This is a genomic window from Pantoea sp. BS_8 (assembly GCF_041954965.1).
GTDB classification, from domain to species: domain Bacteria; phylum Pseudomonadota; class Gammaproteobacteria; order Enterobacterales; family Enterobacteriaceae; genus Pantoea; species Pantoea stewartii.
Genome location: NZ_JAVAXU010000005.1, coordinates 127,195 through 144,451, shown reverse-complemented (window position 1 = coordinate 144,451; position 17,257 = coordinate 127,195). Strand labels below are relative to the sequence as shown.

Here is a 17,257-nt window from a genome sequence, read left to right as displayed (position 1 = left end):
GCAACCATGGGAAACAGATAATGTCAGAAAAAATACCACTCACGATGCAGGTCAATGGTGAGACCCGGCAGTTAACGGTCGATCCTCGCGTCACATTATTAGATGCACTGCGCGATCATCTTGATCTGACCGGCACTAAAAAAGGATGCGATCAGGGCCAGTGCGGCGCCTGTACAGTGCTGGTGAACGGTCAGCGTGTCCTGAGTTGCCTGACGCTGGCTGTTCAGACGCAAGAAAAAGCCGTCACCACGATTGAAGGTCTGGAACAGGCATCGGGTGAGCTGCACCCGGTACAGCGCTGTTTTATTGAACATGACGGTTTTCAGTGCGGCTACTGCACGCCCGGGCAGATTATGTCTGCGGTCGCCTGTATTAAAGAAGGTCATACAGGCTCAGACGACGAGATTCGTGAATACATGAGCGGTAATCTCTGCCGATGTGGCGCGTATCCTTTTATCATTGATGCGATAAAGCAGGCTGCAGCTGAAATGGCGGAGGACGTACGATGAACGAATTTCGCTGGCAGGTTGCCCGGTCAGTAACGGATGCAGCAGGCGCTAAACAGCACGCTGACAATCAGCTTATCGCGGGCGGAACGACGCAACTTGATTTGATGAAATGTGGCGTACTGACTCCCTCACTCCTCACCGATATTGCCGGCTTGTCGGATCTGTCAACGCTCGAATTCGGCGACGATAAAATCACCATTGGGGCGCTGGTCACCATGAGTGAACTGGCCAGTCATCCTGATTGTGAGGCCCTGGCCCCCGCGCTGTATGGCAGTCTGTGGCAGGCGGCGTCGCCTCAAATCCGCAATATGGCAACCATCGGCGGCAATCTCTGCCAGCGTACCCGTTGCGCCTATTACCGCGATCCGGCCACCTTTTCCGCCTGCAATAAACGCACGCCGGGTTCCGGATGTGCAGCGCTGCACGGCATCAATGCGAGTCACGCCATTCTGGGCGGCAGTGAACAATGTGTGGCGGTCTATCCTGGTGATCTGGCCGTCGCGCTGACGGCCTTTGACGCGACGATTATTGTCCAAAACAGCCATCAGGATATGCGGCGCATTCCGGTTGACGACTTTTTTCTGTTGCCCGGCGAGACGCCGCAGCATGAGCACGCCTTACAACCCGATGAAATTATCGTCGCCATCGAGATTCCCCGTTCCTTAGCATTAAAACAGTCCCATTACCTGAAAGTACGCGATCGGACTTCTTACGAATTCGCCAGCGCGAGTGCGGCCGTGGGATTAACGCTTGCGCAGGGACGGATAGAGACCGTTCATATCGCGTTAGGTGGTGTCGCAACCAAGCCCTGGCGTGCCCGTCATGTGGAGCATGCGTTAACCGGACAGCGGTTTGAGGAGCAAAGCCTGTATAAGGCCGCAGAGTTAATCACTCAGGAAACGCGCGCGCTGGCGCACAACGCTTACAAAATAACGTTAACGCCGCGCGTGATTGCCCGCGCGCTGCTGGCTGCGGGGGAGCAGGCATGACAAAACATAACAACGGCTTGGCGCGGTCCGACAACGATGTGCTGTCCGCGGATAAGCAAAGCGTCAATCCTCACCGTCGCGCCGCTGCCAGCCCTTCCGGTCTTGGCACACCGCGAACCCGCGGTGAGGGCAAGGTCAAAGTCACGGGAAAAGCCCGTTATGCTGTAGAGCATAAGCCCGACCGCGTGCTGCATGGCGTCGTCCTGCAATCGACAATTGCCAGTGGCCGCATCTCACATATCGATACGGCCAAAGCGGAACGTGCGACAGGTGTGATTGCCGTTTATACACATCTTAATTCACTCAGAATCAATAAGCCGACGGCTATCGCTGATGGCGGTGCGGCGCAGACAACCTATACGCCCATTCAGGACGATGTGATTATTCACAATGGTCAGAACATTGGCCTGGTCGTAGCAGAGACATTTGAACAGGCAACTTATGCCGCTTCCCTGGTCGATATCCACTATGAGACGACGCCTGCTCTGATCTCGGCGACGGATGAAGGGGTGGAGCCTAAGCCGACTACAAAGCAGGACATCGATTTAGGTGAGGCTCAGGCCGCCATGGAACGTGCAGACGTGCGGATTAATCAGCGTTATACCACGCCACGCGAATATAACATGCCGATGGAGCCCCATGCCTGTATTGCACACTGGGAGCAGGGCCGCATAACCGTCTGGGAACCCAGCCAGTGGGTGGCAGGGGCGCAGGTTGAAATCGCCGAATGGATGGGGATCTCGCCAAAAGATGTTCACGTCATCTCGCCTTATGTGGGGGGAGGTTTTGGCTCTAAGCCGGTGCCTTATACGCACGTAGCGCTGGCCTGCGTGGCCTCGCGCGCGCTTAATCGTCCGGTTCGGGTGTCACTGACGCGGCCACAAACCTTCACCGGCTTGGGGGGGCGTCCTGCCACCTCACAGCAGCTGGAGATGGGAGCGACACGCGACGGGAAAATTCAGTCGGTGATTTTGCGCAGCTTCAGTGAAACGTCACTGATTGATGTCTTCGCTGAAAACTGCAGTAAGGTGACGGGGCGCATGTACGCCATTGAAAATCTCTCGGCGCAGCACCAGGTCAGGCCCATCAATACCGTCACGCCAGGCTGGATGCGCGCACCGGGTGAGAATCCCAGCGCATTCGGGCTTGAGGTGGCGATGGATGAAATGGCTTATGCGCTAAATCTCGATCCGCTGGCCTTTCGCTTACGCAACTGGGCAGATCACGATTATCAGTTGGGGTTGCCCTGGAGTTCACGTCGTCTGAAAGAAGCCTATGAAAAAGGGGCGGAAGCCTTCGGTTGGGATAAACGCATTATGGCGCCTCGTTCGATGCGCGAAGGGCGTGAATTAATTGGCTGGGGCATGGCATCGGGCACGTATCCGGTTAATACCATGCCGGCTGAGGCAAAAATCCTGCTTTCCTCTCAGGGGCAGATTGTTGTGCAGTGCGCGGGAGCTGACATCGGCACCGGGACGTACACGATTCTGGCGCAAACCGCCGCTGATATCCTAGGAATAGATTCACACTGCATTGAAGTTGAACTGGGCGATACGCAACTGCCACGAGCCGGCGTTGCGGGGGGCTCTCAGCTGGCAGGAAACCTGACGGCTGCGGTTGATGACACCGCCAAAAAAATGCGCGCGCGCCTAGTCACGCTCGCAAGCGAATTAACGGGCTCGCCTCTGAAAGGCATCCCTCCGCATGAACTCAGCCTGGCGAACGGGGCGATTTGTGTTACCGCTAACCCTTCTCAGACTGTTTCTTTTGGTGCACTGGTCAGCCTGACGAACGCATCCGTGCTGTGCGTCGAAGGCGGCACGTTCTCTGCGGATATGTCTGCCGAGGAACGGGACAGTGTGACCGGTAGCCTGGGTGAAATGAGCCGCCCGGAAGACGTCTCCGCACACAGCTGGAGTGCACAGTTTGTCGAAGTGAGAGTGGACGAGGACTTTGGCACCATCCGGATCAAACGTATGGTCGCGGCGTTTGACAGCGGCCGGCTTTATAATCCCAAACTGGCCCGCAGTCAGTGGGTTGGCGGCATGATTATGGGCGTGGGACAGGCCTTGCTTGAGGAAGGCATTATCGATCCGCGCAACGGCAGAGTGCTGAACAACAATCTTGCCGATTATCTGATTCCCGTGAACGCGGATATCCCGGCGATTACCACGATTGATGTTGGCCTGCCGGATTATAAAGCGACCCGGATGGGCGGCAAAACGGTTGGTGAACTGGGCATCGTGGGCGTGGCGGCCGCGATCAGTAACGCGGTTTACCATGCTACGGGCAAGCGGGTCCGCGATCTGCCCATCACGCTGGATAAGATTCTCTAAACATGCGAAGGAACGCGCTGAGATGAAAACGGCCATTGTATTAACGGCGGCAGGGATGGGCCGCCGGTTTCGGCATGCCAGTGGCGAACATAAGCTACTGACGGCGTGGAATGGCAAAGCCGTGCTGAAACATACGCTTGATCAGGCGAGGGCGAGCGGAATGGAGGTGGTCGTGGTATCGCGTCCCGAAGACGTGGCCATTCATTCTCTGCTAGGTGATGCGGTGCGGGTGTTGTGTGCCAGCGCCGGGCTGGGCGAGTCGATAGCGGCGGGCGTCAGTGCCTGCACGGATTATGATGGCGTGATCGTGGCGCTGGGCGATATGCCGTGGCTTACCGCTGCAAGCTACAGGGCGGTAAACAGGGCGTTAAGCACGTATCCGCTGGTGCGTCCCTGGGTTGACGACCGTGCTGGTCATCCTGTGGGTTTTTCGGCCGCTTTTTTCCCCGCGCTGCGCCAGCTGACCGGTGATACTGGTGCGCAGCAACTGTTACAACATCATCCTGTACATTACGTGCCACTTCGGGATCGCGGTTGCCTGGAGGATGTTGATTATCCGGATGATTTACGGCGAATGAGGTGCAGCCCATGATGACGTTAGATCAACGAGTGATTGAAACGGCATTAGGCTGGCATCATGCGGGACGGGCCGTCTGGCTGTGCACTGTGTTGCAGACCTGGGGCTCTTCACCGCGCGCACCTGGCACGATGATGGTGATCAGTGACAGTGGAGAAGGATGCGGCTCGCTTTCCGGCGGCTGTATAGAAGAAGACTTTCTGGCACGGCTGGCTGAGGGGCATTACCGCATCCACAGTCAGGTTGTCCGTTATGGTGAAGACGGAAGGCAAACGCAGGTGCAGTTGCCCTGTGGCGGTAGCCTCGACGTGCTGGTGGAATATTTGGTTGCCGATAACGACAGCGGCCAGATGTTACAAGCGATGCATCAGGCGTTGCGTGGCAAAACACGACTGCTCAAAACGGTCACTGTGAGCAAACGTGCCACCTGGCAAACTATGGCGATGACGGCGGCGCTGCCGGTGCTTCGTTATCAGCATCCAGAGGTCGTGTTACCGGTTGGTGCCGTCCCGGAATTGCTGGTGGCAGGTTACTCTACCGTGGCCTTTGAGTGCATCCGGCTGGCACACATCCTGGGCTTTCATGTTCGGGTATGTGAGCATCGCTCAGAGATGTTAAGTGAGCTGGAAGGTCATTTTACGGGCCAGGATACGATTACGATCGTCCCTCAGCATCCCGCGCGCTGGCTGGAGCTCAACGGTGCGCATGCTGCGGTAGCCATCGTCTCATTAACTCACGATCCGCGCATAGATGAGCTAACCATGATGGAAGCGGTCAACACTCATGCGTTTTACATTGGCATTATGGGGTCGGCTAAAAATACGGCCAGGCGCAAGACGCGTTTACAGACCATTGCAGGGTTGGATAACGATGAGCTCGCACGGATCATTGCGCCTGTTGGTCTGGCTATCGGAAGTAAAACCCCCGCGGAAATCGCGCTGTCTGTCATGGCCGACATCGTACGGGTAAAAAATCACTGTTAAGACGTTGCGTTGTCCGGCGTCACCATTACGCCGCCGGACAATCCGTGATCAGGTATTGGGTGTTAGCTGACAGAAATAGGTGCCGGAATACGGAACCGGCAGAAAATCAGTAAACAGCTGGCGCAGCGTTTTTTCAGGATCAATATCGTTAAAGAGCGCGGGATGAAGCGTTTTGGCAAAAAATTCTGCCGCGACAACGTGCCAGGGGCTGAGGTAAAAATTATGCCACAGGGCCGCCGCGTGGCCGTCCTGCAACGCCCGCAACGACTTCAGGCCCGTTTGTTGCGCGGTCAGTTGCCGCAGCGAGGCGCGCGTTTCAGCCTGCGTGATGGCAGGGCCAATACGCAGATCGGACGTATCATTACGATCGCCGCTGCCCGTTGCAAAATAGAAGTCCGGATTTGACGCAATCACCGTTTCTTCATTCAACCGGCCGAAAACGCCGGAAACCGTTTTGCTGGCAATGTTTTCGCCGCCGGCAAACGCCAGTATCTCACCAAGGCTGCCGTTTACCGACGTCACACAGCATTCATTTCGACGTCCCAGATGCAACTGCAGAAGTACGGTGGGCTTCTTCCCGCGAAACTGAGCGAGGCGCTGCGCAAGGGTCTGCATATGTTGCTGATAAAACGCATTAAAAGCCGAGGCTCGCTCACCCTGATCGAGCACCTCTCCCAGAATAGCTACGCTGCGGGTCGTATTTTCAAGGAGATGCACCCGCAGGTCGATTTTCACGACCGGGATATGCGCGGATTTCAGGACGCGCTCCAGCCGTTGTCCGGCCTCACTGCTGCGCGTCAGTGCCGGCAAAATTACCACATCGGGTTGTAATGCGATCACCTTCTCAGGGTTGATGTCATTTGATCCCTCCTGACCTAATGACGCGATATGCTGCATTTCAGGAAACTGACGCGCGAAAATATCCCATGTCTGACGATCGTACTTTTTCAGATCCTCGGGCCAGCCGACCAGCCTTTTGAAAGGGTTGCCGGGTTCCAGCAGTGCGTAGGTGTAAAGCATCCGGCTTTCGCCCAGCACAATACGCACAGGATGATCGGGAACGGTGACCTTATCGCCGTTGATATCGGTGATGGTTTTGCCCCAGCCCAGGCTACTGAAGGTGACAGCCAACAGCAGGAGCGTTCGTAGCAGGCTGCGCTTACAGAAATCAGAATTCAACACGGGCTTGTACCATCAGGTTGCGGGTTTCACCTTCACGTACGCGCAGGTTTCCGCCGCTCGACGTGTAATAGTGTTTATTAAACAGGTTATTCAGATTCAGTCGTATCTGTGTTTTCTTGCCCAGCAACGCGTTGTTCCAGGCAATAAAGCTGTCCGCTACGACATAATCCGGTAAGGTGAAACTGTTGTCAGGATCGCCAGCACGACTGCCAACATAGCGGGCGCCGCCGCCGACACGAAAATCACCGGGCACGTTGCTGACGATCAGATTATGGCTCAGGTAAAGCGCACCGGACTGCTCTGGTGCGTTCTGTAAGCGATTGCCATTATTCGCCGGGTTAATCCGGTCATCGACAATTTCAGCGTTGTCATAGCTGTAACTGGCACTGACATCCCAGTCCTGGACCACTTCACCATTAAGCTCAACCTCAACGCCCTGCGAGCGCGCCTTGTTGATCGGACGGTTAGTACCGTTGATGTTCAGTGTCATCCGCTTTTCATCGATTCTGTACAGCGCCAGCGAGGCGAAGAGGCGCGGAGAGAGTTGCCATTTGCTGCCAACCTCCCAGGTGGTGCCCTGCTCAGGCTTACTGACGTTTCCTTCATCATCGACATCCGTCGACGGAGTGAACGATTTACTCATGCTGGCATAGAGCGAAACATCCGGTGTGATTTTATAAATCAGCCCGGTTTGTGGCAGGAAGGTATTTCCCTCATCATTCAGCGTTTCAACGACCGGATTAAATCCTTTTGACGCGCGTTGTTCGTAATGTTGATAACGTCCGCCAATGACCGCAATCCAGTCTGGAGTAAGCGAAATACTGTCTTTTAAATAGACCGAACGGCTGTGGATACGGTTAAGGTTGTTAGCATTTGCCGTATTTTCGGTTGTGCTGTCGGTTACCGGTGACAGCAGGTCATAAGTGGGGTTGAGGTAGTTAAAGCGGCGGTCATTTTTGCCCTGATACTGGTGCGCCCGGTACGTCTGGTTCATTTCATAATCCGTACCGAAGACCAGCGCATGCGCCATGCCGAATATCTCCGGATTCCCCAGGACGTCCCATGACAGATATTTGGTTTGCTGATTAAATCCGCGATTGGCATCGGCCCGCCGGGTAACCACGCCGGTAGCAGGATTAATCGCCGTGACCCGAACTTCGTTATTGTCATAACGGCGCTGATTCCAGCCAAGCGTCAGGCGCGTGCTCCAGCTGTCGTTGAACTGCCAGTCGTAATGCGCGTTCAGTGCCTGATTACGTCCCCAGGCATGATTCGCTTTGTCATCCAGTCGCTGTTTGTAACCGACATCGAGTGGTGCGCCATTAATAAAAGCGGTACCGCGATCGTAAGGAATGTCATAACGATAGTCGCTGTAGCTGACCAACAGGCTGGCTTTCTCACCGTACCATTGCAATGACGGTGCGAGCAGAGAATGCGCATCACTGCCAAAATTGCGCCAGTAATCCTGACGCTGCTTCTCTGCGATGAGCCTGAAAGCAAAACCATTACCCAGCGGGCCGGTGACATCGAGCGTACCGGCTCCACCACCTTCACTTGCGTAGCGCCCACTGACGGAAGACTGCCATGAATAGCGTGGTTTTTTGCTGATGACATTGATGATACCGCCCGGATTTTGAATGCCATAGAGCAGAGATGCCGATCCCTTGAGTACCTCAACCCGCTCCGTGGTCGCATCCAGATTTAACCCCTGGCTGCTTCGTATACCATCGCGATATATCGAGCCATCAGAATTGCTACCGAAGCCACGGCGAACGAAACCGTCCTCTGTTCCTGCCAACGTGTTGGCTTCCGCAACACCACTGACGAAGCGCATCGCATCGCTCAGATTGCTGACCTGATAATCATCAAGCTGCTGTTGTGTCACGGTACTGACAGACTGGGCCTCGTCGAGACGCGCCGTCGGCATTTTACTGCCAACGCTGCTGGTGGTGGCTGCATAGCCCTCTTCACGGTCAGCATCGCTGGTGACGGTGACGGTATCATCCCCGGTGGCGGCAAGGCTGTTACCGGCCGGAAGCCAGGCGCTGGAACAGATCGCCACTATTAAAGCCTGCTGAAATCTGAGGTTCTTACTCTCGCCTGGACGTGTTTTCATTATATTTTTTCGCTGATCATCAAAAACAAAATAAACGTAAAGGCCACGTTAAACGTGGGGTTTTTTCGCCTTCAGGCGGAGGTTTTTGCGTCCGTCCTGGTAGACTGTTTTGTAATTGAGAATCATTCAACCATTGAGTGATGTAGTAGTAAATATAAAAACATTTATTTTTACTACATTTCCAGGAGAGTGTATTAACGATGATTTAACTGTTTTTATATTGTTAAGTCATTAATTTTAATGAATTAAAAAACTTATTCTGGTGAAGTGTATCCATGGGAAGAAGCATAACCTTGCTGTTCGTGAGGGAGAAAAGGCTTGCTGACTACAGCCGTGCGGGACATGCTTAGCGCAGGCGAAGCAAGAACAGTATCGTCGAAGGGGATTACCCTGTCAGGTTCACACATTATCGTTCAGGATTTAACGGGGGCGTGAGAGTGTTTCATCTCATCGGTGTTTTTAACAGTAATCAGCGTGACAGGCTTCCTTGATGCAGGCCAGAAGTCGTACAGATATATTGGGCGAGCGTTTGCGTTCGCGGGAACAGCAACTCTCACCCCGCCTGCTGGCTGTTGCACATTATCTTCACACCAACCGGGAAACGGTTCTGGACAGCACTGCCATGGATATCGCCCGCGCGAACAACACATCGGATGCGACCGTGATTCGCGCCATTCAGGCACTGGGTTTTTCAGGACTGCGCGATTTGAAAAACGTCCTTCAGGCCTGGTTTGGTCCCGGCCTCTCTTCAGAAGAGAAAATGCTGAGCACCGTCAATGCTATGACGCGGGATGTTTCGTCGTCGATAGACTTCGTATTGCAGGGGCATCTCCATGCGTGTCAGGTACTGGCCTCTGAGCAAAACCGCCAGGCGCTGGCCGAAGCGACGGGGTTACTGAGTGAAGCCCGCCAGGTGGCCGTTTTCGGGATTAACGCCTCGGGTATTCTGGCTGACTACACCGCCCGCCTGTTAAATCGCATCGGTTTGCCGGCCTTCTCACTTAACCGTTCAGGTATTGCGCTGGCGGAACAGATGCTGGCGCTGCAACGGGGCGATGTGCTGATCATGATGGCGCAAAAGTCGGCACATCGCGAAGGAACAACAGTGGTGCGTGAGGCCAAAAGGCTGGGCATTCCGATAATTCTTCTCACCCATGCGACCGACGCCTTCTTTGCCCGGGAAGCGGATGTGGTTATTGACGTGCCACGCGGCGGGGAAAAAGGGCGCATCCCGTTACACGGCACAGTGATGGTTTGCCTTGAAATGTTGATTCTCTCGGTGGCCGCTTCCCTGCCAGATCGTACGACTAAGACCATGAAACGGCTACAGGATTTCTACCGTGGTCTTAAGCCTGCCATAAAAAAATAAATCCTTCGTTCAGATGTCACACGACAAGAGGAGAGTTGAGCCAGTACATGGCTGGCGCAGCTTAACGCTTTCGCTCACCCTGCATCGCCTGGATGTGTTTCCTCAATACCCGGCGTGATCGGGTTTGCAAAAGTGGCTGACACTTTTCGGAATGGCTTAAAAATTTTTCGTTTTTGCGAACTCACGTCAGCTTTCGTCTGGAGCGTTCTTTAATCTGCGGCTATTACTCAGCCGTGATGTTTATTTGCTGTTCTTTTGATTTATCCATCCTTGTTATTTTCCTGAACGGAGCTGGTCATGAAGAAAAATCGTGCATGGTTTCCTGTGTCGTTCGTCGCGCTTGCCATCCTGGTAAGCCCACCAGCGGTGATGGCCTGGGACGGTCTTACCGTATTTGGCGACAGCCTGAGTGATACAGGCAACGTCGGCCGTTTTACCTACGATTCTGCCAGTCATCCACTCTATGATGAAATCATCGCCCGTGACGCGGGACTGATGCTGCAGCCGTCCTCTCAGGGCGGGAGTAATTACGCGGCAGGCGGTGCTGTGGCAGTGCCTGCTCTCAATCCGCAGTTTAATACCCAGGATCAGGTTGCCCGCTATCTGTCGTCAACGAATGGCCGGGCCGATTCCAACGGGCTCTATATTCACTGGATCGGCGGGAATGACCTGGCCGCTGCCACGCTCATTCCCAGCCCCTCGCTGGCGCTTTCTCTGGTTGACAACAGCGCCGGTGCGGCCGCCAGCCAGGTCAGCGCGTTACTGAATGCGGGCGCTGGTACGGTGATAGTGCCAACCGTGCCGAATGTCGGTGCGACGCCTGCCCTGATAGAAGGAATACTTCAGGGGGCCGGTTCCGCAGCGGTGGCGGCGGCGTTTCAGTCACTGAACGCGGCGACCACGTTCACTACGGCGGAACGGCAGCAGGCTATCCAGACGGCTTTCGGTCAGGCCGCTGCGCAGCTCTCTGCCATACCGGCGGTTCGTGACCTGATCGCACAACAGCTGTTCGCCACCTGGCAGCAGTTAAGCGATCAGGCGGCTTCTCTGACGGCCCGTTACAATCAGCAGGAAGAAAACGCGCTGGCGGCTGCACAGGGGAATATTGTTCGGGTCGATATTAATGGGCTTTTTAATGAAGTGATCGCCAGTCCGGCGCTTTATGGTCTTACTAACACCGCAGGCATGGCCTGTCCACCGGGCACCTCTTCCGCCGTCTGTACTTCGTCGACAGCGGGTTTCTCATCGCAACAGACTTTTTTGTTTGCCGATCGTCTTCATCCCAGCCCTGCGGTGCATGCCCTGATTGCTGACTACATTCAGTCAATCCTGGATGCACCAGCCCAGGTCGCGGTACTGACGCAGGCACCGCTGACGATGCTGCAGGATGTGCATAACACGCTGGACAGTCATCTCCAGCAGCAGCGCAGGCAACCCGCTGAAGCCGGAGAATTCACTGTGTTTGGCGGTTACGCCGGTCAGCACGCGCGCAACAAACGTGATGTTTTTAATGATGGCGACACAGATACCGCAAACCTGTCAGCCGGCATGGGTTATCAGCTGACCGACAACCTGCAGGCAGGGGCGTTGCTGTCAACGGCCAGCCAACGACAGCATCCCTCTGAACGTTATGATTACCGGCTGCACGGCAACATGGTGGCACTCTGGAGCCAGCTACAACTGATGGACAGACTGTGGGTCAACGCCGATATCCATTATGCGGATCTGGATTACGACAGCATTGAACGTCAGATAAAACTTGGCCCTGCGGTCCGCACTGAACAGGGCAGCAGTAGTGGAAAGCTGATGGGCACGCGGGTTCAAACCGGTTGGGATTTTCCCTTAAACGAGACGATTACCACGGGGCCTGTTGTCAGCTATGCGCTGGATTATGTGCGGGCCGACGGTTATCAGGAACGCGGCGACAGCAGCAGTGCGATGCGTTTCTCCGATCAAACACGGCATTCACAAACTGGGGCAGTGGGGTGGCGCATTGATACCCAGGGATTAGGAATCAATCCCTGGGCACAGGTCAGTTATAACCATCAGTTTGGCGACACGGATACGTCGGTGAGTGCAGGTCTGAAATCGACACGAACGGCTTTCCGACAAAGCCGTTCGAATCAGGATAAAGACTGGACGGATATAGCTGTAGGGGCCAATGTCCCCATCGGCGATGCGGTTAGCGCTTTTGCCGCTGTGTCGACGGTGGCGGGCGCGCGTGATTATCATGAGGTCACCTGGAACCTTGGCATGAGCGCGCGGTTTTAGCACCTGTCCGGTGCAGGCCTATGAGCGTCGCATCGATCAGGCCCGGGTCAGCGCCATCGAAAAAGGCGCGGGATGAGACTGATGTGTCACGTCGTCTGCCTGCACTTTCAGGTTCAAAACGCAGAGGATATGGCCCGATTTTACTGGCCGATGAAGGGGCCAAAAGTTTAATGCCTTCTGCTTCGCAAGCGAGAGCGGGTAAGGTATAGTGCGCGTTTTTGGAGGAACCATGCTGACGCATTCATCAACACGACTCAATAAATACATCAGTGAGAGCGGAATCTGCTCCCGCCGCGATGCCGATCGCTTTATCGAACAGGGCAACGTTTTCATCAATGGTAAACGCGCAGCCGTTGGTGCCCAGGTTTTTGCTGGCGATGTCGTAAAAGTGAATGGTCAGCTGATTGAGCCTCGTGATGAAGATGATTTGGTGCTGATTGCGCTGAATAAACCCACAGGCATTATCACCACAATGGAAGAGGGCGAACGCGATAACATCAGTGATTTTGTTAATCACAGTAAACGCGTTTTTCCCATCGGTCGTCTCGATAAAGATTCGCAGGGACTTATTTTCCTGACCAATCATGGCGATCTGGTCAATAAAATTTTGCGTGCAGGCAATAACCACGAAAAAGAATATGTCGTCACTGTTGATAAGCCCGTTACCGATGAATTTATTGCCGGTATGGCAGCCGGCGTTCCCATGTTGGGCACGGTAACCAAAAAGTGCAAAGTGAAGAAAGAAGCACCCTACGTGTTTCGTATTACGCTGGTACAGGGGCTTAATCGGCAGATCCGTCGTATGTGCAAACACTTTGGGTATGAAGTCACCAAACTGGAACGCACGCGCATTATGAATGTAAATCTCAAAGGTATTCCTTTGGGTGAATGGCGCGATCTGACGGATGATGAATTAATCGAACTGTTTAAGCTGCTCGAAAATTCCACTTCTGATGACAAATCGGCAAAAAAGACGCCGCAGAAAAAATCTCCTGCAAAAAAACCAGGGAATAGCCAACCTAAATCGGGCGTAAAAGCTGATGATAATCCCGCTTCACGCAAGCGATTTACGCAGCCGGGTCGCAAGAAAAAAGGGCGCTAAAAAGCGAAATGATAAACGGGCGTCAGATAATCGTGAGTGAGTATTGCCCTGAATGGGCGAATCATTTCTCTGCTGAGGCGGCTGTGTTAGCGGCGAGATTGGGTAAACACCTTGTCGCTATTCATCATATTGGTAGCACTGCGGTGCCAGGATTAGCGGCCAAACCGATCATCGATATTTTGCTGGAAGTGATTACTCATGATTCGTCTGACATTACGTCAGCGTTGTGCGCCTCTGGCTATCAGGCGCGTGGCGAAAACGGTATGCCAGGAAGACGCTATTATACCAAGGGCCTTCAGGGCCGCCGTACGCATCACGTCCATGCTTTTATCCAGGGCAGTCCAGATATCATCCGGCATCTGGCGTTTCGGGATTATTTGCGAAAATATCCAGACATCCGCGACAGCTATGCGGCAGTGAAATACGCCGCGCAACGTGACTGCCGGGGGGAGAGTAACGTTTACTGTGAATTAAAAAATGCGTTTGTTCAGACCCATCAGCAACGCGCACTAGCCCTCTATCCCTTCTGAATTATCTCTCTGAACGCGTCTTTATTTTCCTTTTGCAAAATTTAGCCTTGCCTGCACATTCAATGATGCAGCCTGATGCTTATGGCTACAGACGGCATCACAGAACGATAAGTAAGACGGTGCCCAAAAGGAAAGCGCAACGTCGCATAATCAGATGACGGCACCTTTTCAGTAGTAAAATGGCATGGCAGGATACGCTAAATTACAAAGGAGTGGGCCTGATGTTACTGAAAGGTATGAATGATCCGTTGTTCAAAGCGTATCAGCATCCCAAAGCAAGGCTAATGATAAGTCGTTTCAGAGGATTAGCCGGTGACCGGCGGCTTAGCGACTGGCAGGTATTTTGTATTCTGGTCAACGGCTTTACTAACTACTGGTATGTGCATTCAGGCAATTTCACCATCAATGTCACCTTAACCAAGACGCGTCAGTTCGATTTTATGCAGGATTTTTTGCATTTCACGGTGACGCTGGATGGCCTGTTAAGCGACGAGAATTTCCGCTGTCCCGACTTTATTTTGCCCCATTATGATGTGCCTTATGAATTTTGCCGTTGGCGGAGTAAACGTGGCTACGATTCGCAAACCACCTATGTGGGCAAACATGGTGTGAAGTCCCACAAAGGCCTGTTCATTGCAACTCATGATCCGATCAGAGATGAATATCAGATGAAATGGGAAGGCATTATTACGGTTTTTGATAAAGCCTTTTTTAAAATGGGAAACTTCAACACCACCTGCGATTTTTTAATCAACGATATTACCAAGACTATCCATGAGGGCGTGGTGAAACATCTGAGCCTGTATCGCGATCTGTACCATTATCTGTTTCCCTCACCCACAGAAGCGCGTATCCAGGCCCGTGATACGAAACGCCATCTGGCCAGAAAATAAATACCAGCAGGATAGTCCACGAGTACAGAACGGGGAGAAAACGCTTATCCCGGTAACTTCCATTTCAGCCAGGGATCGAGTTCCGTTTCTGTCATGGGTTTAATGTTGAAATATTCATAGGTAGCCTCACTGTTATCTGAGGTGACCACAGAGGCGGGACGATCGCTGTGGGCTAAAACAAGGAGGTTGAGCTCTTTGAGCGTCGTAAAAATACTGTGTGCGATAAGTCGGGAAGTAATATTTGCATGAATTTGGTTGGCCAGTGTTTTATCCAGTTTTATAACATCAGGCGGCATCCCGCGCAGATAGCGTATTTTGCGATAGCCTTTCGCGATATATTCCCATGTCATTGTGAATCCCATACGTCTTAGCATTTCCAGGCCCAGCATGGCTGAGGGGCTGTCAATGATATGCTCTTTTTGAACGATTTTGATGACCAGCATTGACACAGGTAAGGTTGCCTTAAGCATTTTTTCCGCCAGCTTTTCTGCAAACGCCCGATCTGTCACATCCCGCTCATGAATACTGATTGTGACAGGTAACTGAATAGGATGATTACGTAGACGTTTAAGCCGGGCAATAGTGCTGTCAATCAGCCAGGTCGTGAGTGTTGTGCCCAGCTCAGTCCCAACGGCCAGTGAAGTAAAGTTATCGGCTGCCAGCTCTCCACGTTGGGGATGATGCCAACGGATCTGCGCTTCGAGGCTAACCGGTTTACCACTGAGCAAGCAAACGTTGGGCTGGAAAACCAGATACAGTCCCTGGTTGCGCCGCAGCGCGTCTGCAAGATCACGCATTAAGGTGAAATCAGCGGGGGAACTCGCGTCTTTAATTCCATCACTAACAGCATCACACAGACGAACGGACGGACCGCTCACGCGTTCCAGCGCATTGACTGCCCGTCTGAGAGCGTCCTGGGGGAAGGTCTGGCCGGCGATAAAGTCGATCTGCGCGGTACAGGTCGCCAACGCCATAGTGAGGCCGTCGCCCATATCGGCATGAATTCCGTTTAACCGTTCCTCAACCCATTTTGCGCTAACGTGGCTTTCTGCACGGGTCAAAATCGCAAAGCGGCCAGTCGCGATCGTGTAAATCGACTCACCACTGGCAGGCCGAAGACGTAACCTTAACAGGGTGGCGACATCCTTAAGCAAGGACTCCAGCGACGCCATGCCCAGTGACCGGGACAGGTCGTAGGCGCGTGACATATCAATACAGTCGATAAGCACCAGACGGCGCAGTGCCGTGTCATTCAGCGTGGCAAGATGCAGAATGTCGCGAAAGAGACGTTCCCGATTGGCCATGCCGGTAACAGGTTCGATAAAGGCCGCCGAATGCCAGGCTTCAAGAAAGGCAACAACCAATCCAGCCAGTGACTCAATGATCTGTTTCTGCTGGTGGCTAAAAGTCCGTGGCACCGTATCCGTCAGGCATAGCGTTCCCAGTATCTGTCCATGAGCGTTTTTCAGCGGCGTACCGACATAAAAGCGAATATAAGGGGCATGGACAATCAAAGGGTGATGGGCATAACGCGGATCAAGTCGGGTATCAGGTGCAATGACCGTCGCATCACTTTCGACAACATGCCGGCATAAGGCCTGTTCGCGCGTCGTGTCACTCAGCTCAATATTGTAATTGGCACGCACACTATGCTTATCGTCATTTAAGACAGCGATATAACTTCCATAAATACCAACTAACTGACATGCCAGACGTAAAAACTTTTTCAGCACCTCATCCCGGCCTCTGTCTGAGAAGCGCAGTGACTGTGTTGTTCTGGTGCGGTGATATTCCTTGTCGCCAGGTTCCTGAGCCATTGCCGCTCCTGCCCATATGCTGAATGATATTGCAAAAAATAATTGTACGTTGATTTTAAAAAATAAAAGCCAATCACTATAAAAGGCGAAAGCAATTAATGCGTTGCGATGTTAAACCGTCATGGAATAACCATTTTACGTCCTGGGTGAAGGCCGTTCATTTTTTTGAGTTAATGCGTATTGATTAATACGGCAGGTGAGGAAAGAACAGAAACCCTGGAGCCTCGGACGAAGATTTTATTTTCGCTTACGATTTTTTATAAGGCAAATTTCTGGCTGCGATACATTTCCCGACGTGCTCCGTGCGGCATGTCGGGCCGGCTTCAGGTGGATAAATCTGCAAGCCCAGAAGCGCGAGTCACCGGCAGGTGGGTTAAAACCTTTTAAAACATAGAGTTAAAAATAAATAAAAGCGCACTCATTCGCAGTTAAGAAAATATCTCTTTTAAAAGAGGTCAGGGCAGCAATCGTTCCCCGCTGAAAAAGTAACGATAATTAATGAGAAGTTTTTCCGGGTTTACCTTGTGTTATTTTGTCTCGCGCGCCATCACCGTTCATCCCTGATGCAATTTAATGTAAATTA

The 17,257-nt window shown here is 53.1% G+C and carries 13 protein-coding genes; 10 read left to right on the top strand and 3 right to left on the bottom strand.

The genetic code is table 11. From position 1 onward, the window contains the following. Positions 1 to 20 precede the first annotated feature (20 nt). Genes RAC65_RS12180 through RAC65_RS12160 form a run of 5 tightly spaced genes read left to right on the top strand, consistent with a single transcriptional unit; the run spans position 21 to position 5,394 of the window. Entirely contained in the window at positions 21 to 509 is a 489-nt protein-coding gene (locus RAC65_RS12180; protein WP_033742349.1) for a (2Fe-2S)-binding protein, read from the top strand. Further along, the gene (locus RAC65_RS12175) at positions 506 to 1,498 is read left to right on the top strand and encodes a xanthine dehydrogenase family protein subunit M (RefSeq protein ID WP_262960144.1); all 993 of its coding nucleotides are present in this window, start codon (positions 506 to 508) and stop codon (positions 1,496 to 1,498) included. The genes RAC65_RS12180 and RAC65_RS12175 overlap by 4 nt, the downstream gene beginning before the upstream one ends. Continuing rightward, positions 1,495 to 3,834, top strand: a complete 2,340-nt coding sequence (locus RAC65_RS12170) for a xanthine dehydrogenase family protein molybdopterin-binding subunit (RefSeq protein WP_262960143.1) — start codon at positions 1,495 to 1,497, stop codon at positions 3,832 to 3,834. The genes RAC65_RS12175 and RAC65_RS12170 overlap by 4 nt, the downstream gene beginning before the upstream one ends. A gap of 22 nt (positions 3,835 to 3,856) precedes the next feature. Then, a complete protein-coding gene (locus RAC65_RS12165; protein ID WP_039339532.1) occupies positions 3,857 to 4,426 on the top strand; it encodes an NTP transferase domain-containing protein in 570 nt (189 codons plus the stop codon). Then, entirely contained in the window at positions 4,423 to 5,394 is a 972-nt protein-coding gene (locus RAC65_RS12160) for an XdhC family protein (RefSeq protein ID WP_262960142.1), read from the top strand. Before RAC65_RS12165 ends, RAC65_RS12160 begins: the two co-directional genes overlap by 4 nt. A gap of 48 nt (positions 5,395 to 5,442) precedes the next feature. Here the strand turns inward: RAC65_RS12160 and RAC65_RS12155 are convergent, their stop codons facing one another. Next, complete coding sequence (locus RAC65_RS12155; RefSeq protein WP_262960141.1) at positions 5,443 to 6,576, bottom strand: ABC transporter substrate-binding protein; 1,134 nt, start codon at positions 6,574 to 6,576, stop codon at positions 5,443 to 5,445. Next, positions 6,563 to 8,692 carry a TonB-dependent siderophore receptor gene (locus tag RAC65_RS12150; protein ID WP_205959527.1) on the bottom strand — a complete coding sequence of 710 codons (2,130 nt, stop codon included), beginning with the start codon at positions 8,690 to 8,692 and terminating at the stop codon, positions 6,563 to 6,565. Before RAC65_RS12150 ends, RAC65_RS12155 begins: the two co-directional genes overlap by 14 nt. A gap of 490 nt (positions 8,693 to 9,182) precedes the next feature. Between RAC65_RS12150 and RAC65_RS12145 the strand changes: the two genes are divergently transcribed. The 5 genes from RAC65_RS12145 to RAC65_RS12125 all read left to right on the top strand — a co-directional run bounded on the left by RAC65_RS12145 (position 9,183) and on the right by RAC65_RS12125 (position 14,857). Further along, positions 9,183 to 10,061 carry a MurR/RpiR family transcriptional regulator gene (locus RAC65_RS12145; protein ID WP_033742361.1) on the top strand — a complete coding sequence of 293 codons (879 nt, stop codon included), beginning with the start codon at positions 9,183 to 9,185 and terminating at the stop codon, positions 10,059 to 10,061. 297 nt (positions 10,062 to 10,358) lie between these two features. Further along, on the top strand, positions 10,359 to 12,332 hold the full coding sequence (locus tag RAC65_RS12140) for an autotransporter outer membrane beta-barrel domain-containing protein (RefSeq protein ID WP_262960140.1): 1,974 nt from the start codon (positions 10,359 to 10,361) through the stop codon (positions 12,330 to 12,332). Positions 12,333 to 12,561: 229 nt separating this feature from the next. Then, positions 12,562 to 13,434 carry a 23S rRNA pseudouridine(2604) synthase RluF gene (gene rluF / locus RAC65_RS12135; RefSeq protein WP_262960139.1) on the top strand — a complete coding sequence of 291 codons (873 nt, stop codon included), beginning with the start codon at positions 12,562 to 12,564 and terminating at the stop codon, positions 13,432 to 13,434. A gap of 8 nt (positions 13,435 to 13,442) precedes the next feature. Continuing rightward, positions 13,443 to 13,964 carry a GrpB family protein gene (locus RAC65_RS12130; protein ID WP_226374660.1) on the top strand — a complete coding sequence of 174 codons (522 nt, stop codon included), beginning with the start codon at positions 13,443 to 13,445 and terminating at the stop codon, positions 13,962 to 13,964. Between the two features lie 221 nt (positions 13,965 to 14,185). Continuing rightward, positions 14,186 to 14,857 carry a hypothetical protein gene (locus RAC65_RS12125; protein WP_033742365.1) on the top strand — a complete coding sequence of 224 codons (672 nt, stop codon included), beginning with the start codon at positions 14,186 to 14,188 and terminating at the stop codon, positions 14,855 to 14,857. A gap of 44 nt (positions 14,858 to 14,901) precedes the next feature. Here the strand turns inward: RAC65_RS12125 and RAC65_RS12120 are convergent, their stop codons facing one another. Beyond that, entirely contained in the window at positions 14,902 to 16,674 is a 1,773-nt protein-coding gene (locus tag RAC65_RS12120) for an EAL domain-containing protein (protein ID WP_375096751.1), read from the bottom strand. Positions 16,675 to 17,257 lie beyond the last annotated feature (583 nt).

Excerpts from the sequence above, each read along its gene's own strand:
- RAC65_RS12170 (WP_262960143.1), top strand. The coding sequence starts at position 1,495 with ATGACAAAACATAACAACGGCTTGGCGCGGTCCGACAACGATGTGCTG.
- RAC65_RS12120 (WP_375096751.1), bottom strand. The coding sequence starts at position 16,674 with ATGGCTCAGGAACCTGGCGACAAGGAATATCACCGCACCAGAACAACA.
- RAC65_RS12160 (WP_262960142.1), top strand. The coding sequence starts at position 4,423 with ATGATGACGTTAGATCAACGAGTGATTGAAACGGCATTAGGCTGGCAT.
- RAC65_RS12145 (WP_033742361.1), top strand. The coding sequence starts at position 9,183 with ATGCAGGCCAGAAGTCGTACAGATATATTGGGCGAGCGTTTGCGTTCG.
- RAC65_RS12180 (WP_033742349.1), top strand. The coding sequence starts at position 21 with ATGTCAGAAAAAATACCACTCACGATGCAGGTCAATGGTGAGACCCGG.
- RAC65_RS12150 (WP_205959527.1), bottom strand. The coding sequence starts at position 8,692 with ATGAAAACACGTCCAGGCGAGAGTAAGAACCTCAGATTTCAGCAGGCT.
- RAC65_RS12140 (WP_262960140.1), top strand. The coding sequence starts at position 10,359 with ATGAAGAAAAATCGTGCATGGTTTCCTGTGTCGTTCGTCGCGCTTGCC.
- RAC65_RS12125 (WP_033742365.1), top strand. The coding sequence starts at position 14,186 with ATGTTACTGAAAGGTATGAATGATCCGTTGTTCAAAGCGTATCAGCAT.
- RAC65_RS12175 (WP_262960144.1), top strand. The coding sequence starts at position 506 with ATGAACGAATTTCGCTGGCAGGTTGCCCGGTCAGTAACGGATGCAGCA.
- RAC65_RS12130 (WP_226374660.1), top strand. The coding sequence starts at position 13,443 with ATGATAAACGGGCGTCAGATAATCGTGAGTGAGTATTGCCCTGAATGG.
- RAC65_RS12165 (WP_039339532.1), top strand. The coding sequence starts at position 3,857 with ATGAAAACGGCCATTGTATTAACGGCGGCAGGGATGGGCCGCCGGTTT.
- rluF (WP_262960139.1), top strand. The coding sequence starts at position 12,562 with ATGCTGACGCATTCATCAACACGACTCAATAAATACATCAGTGAGAGC.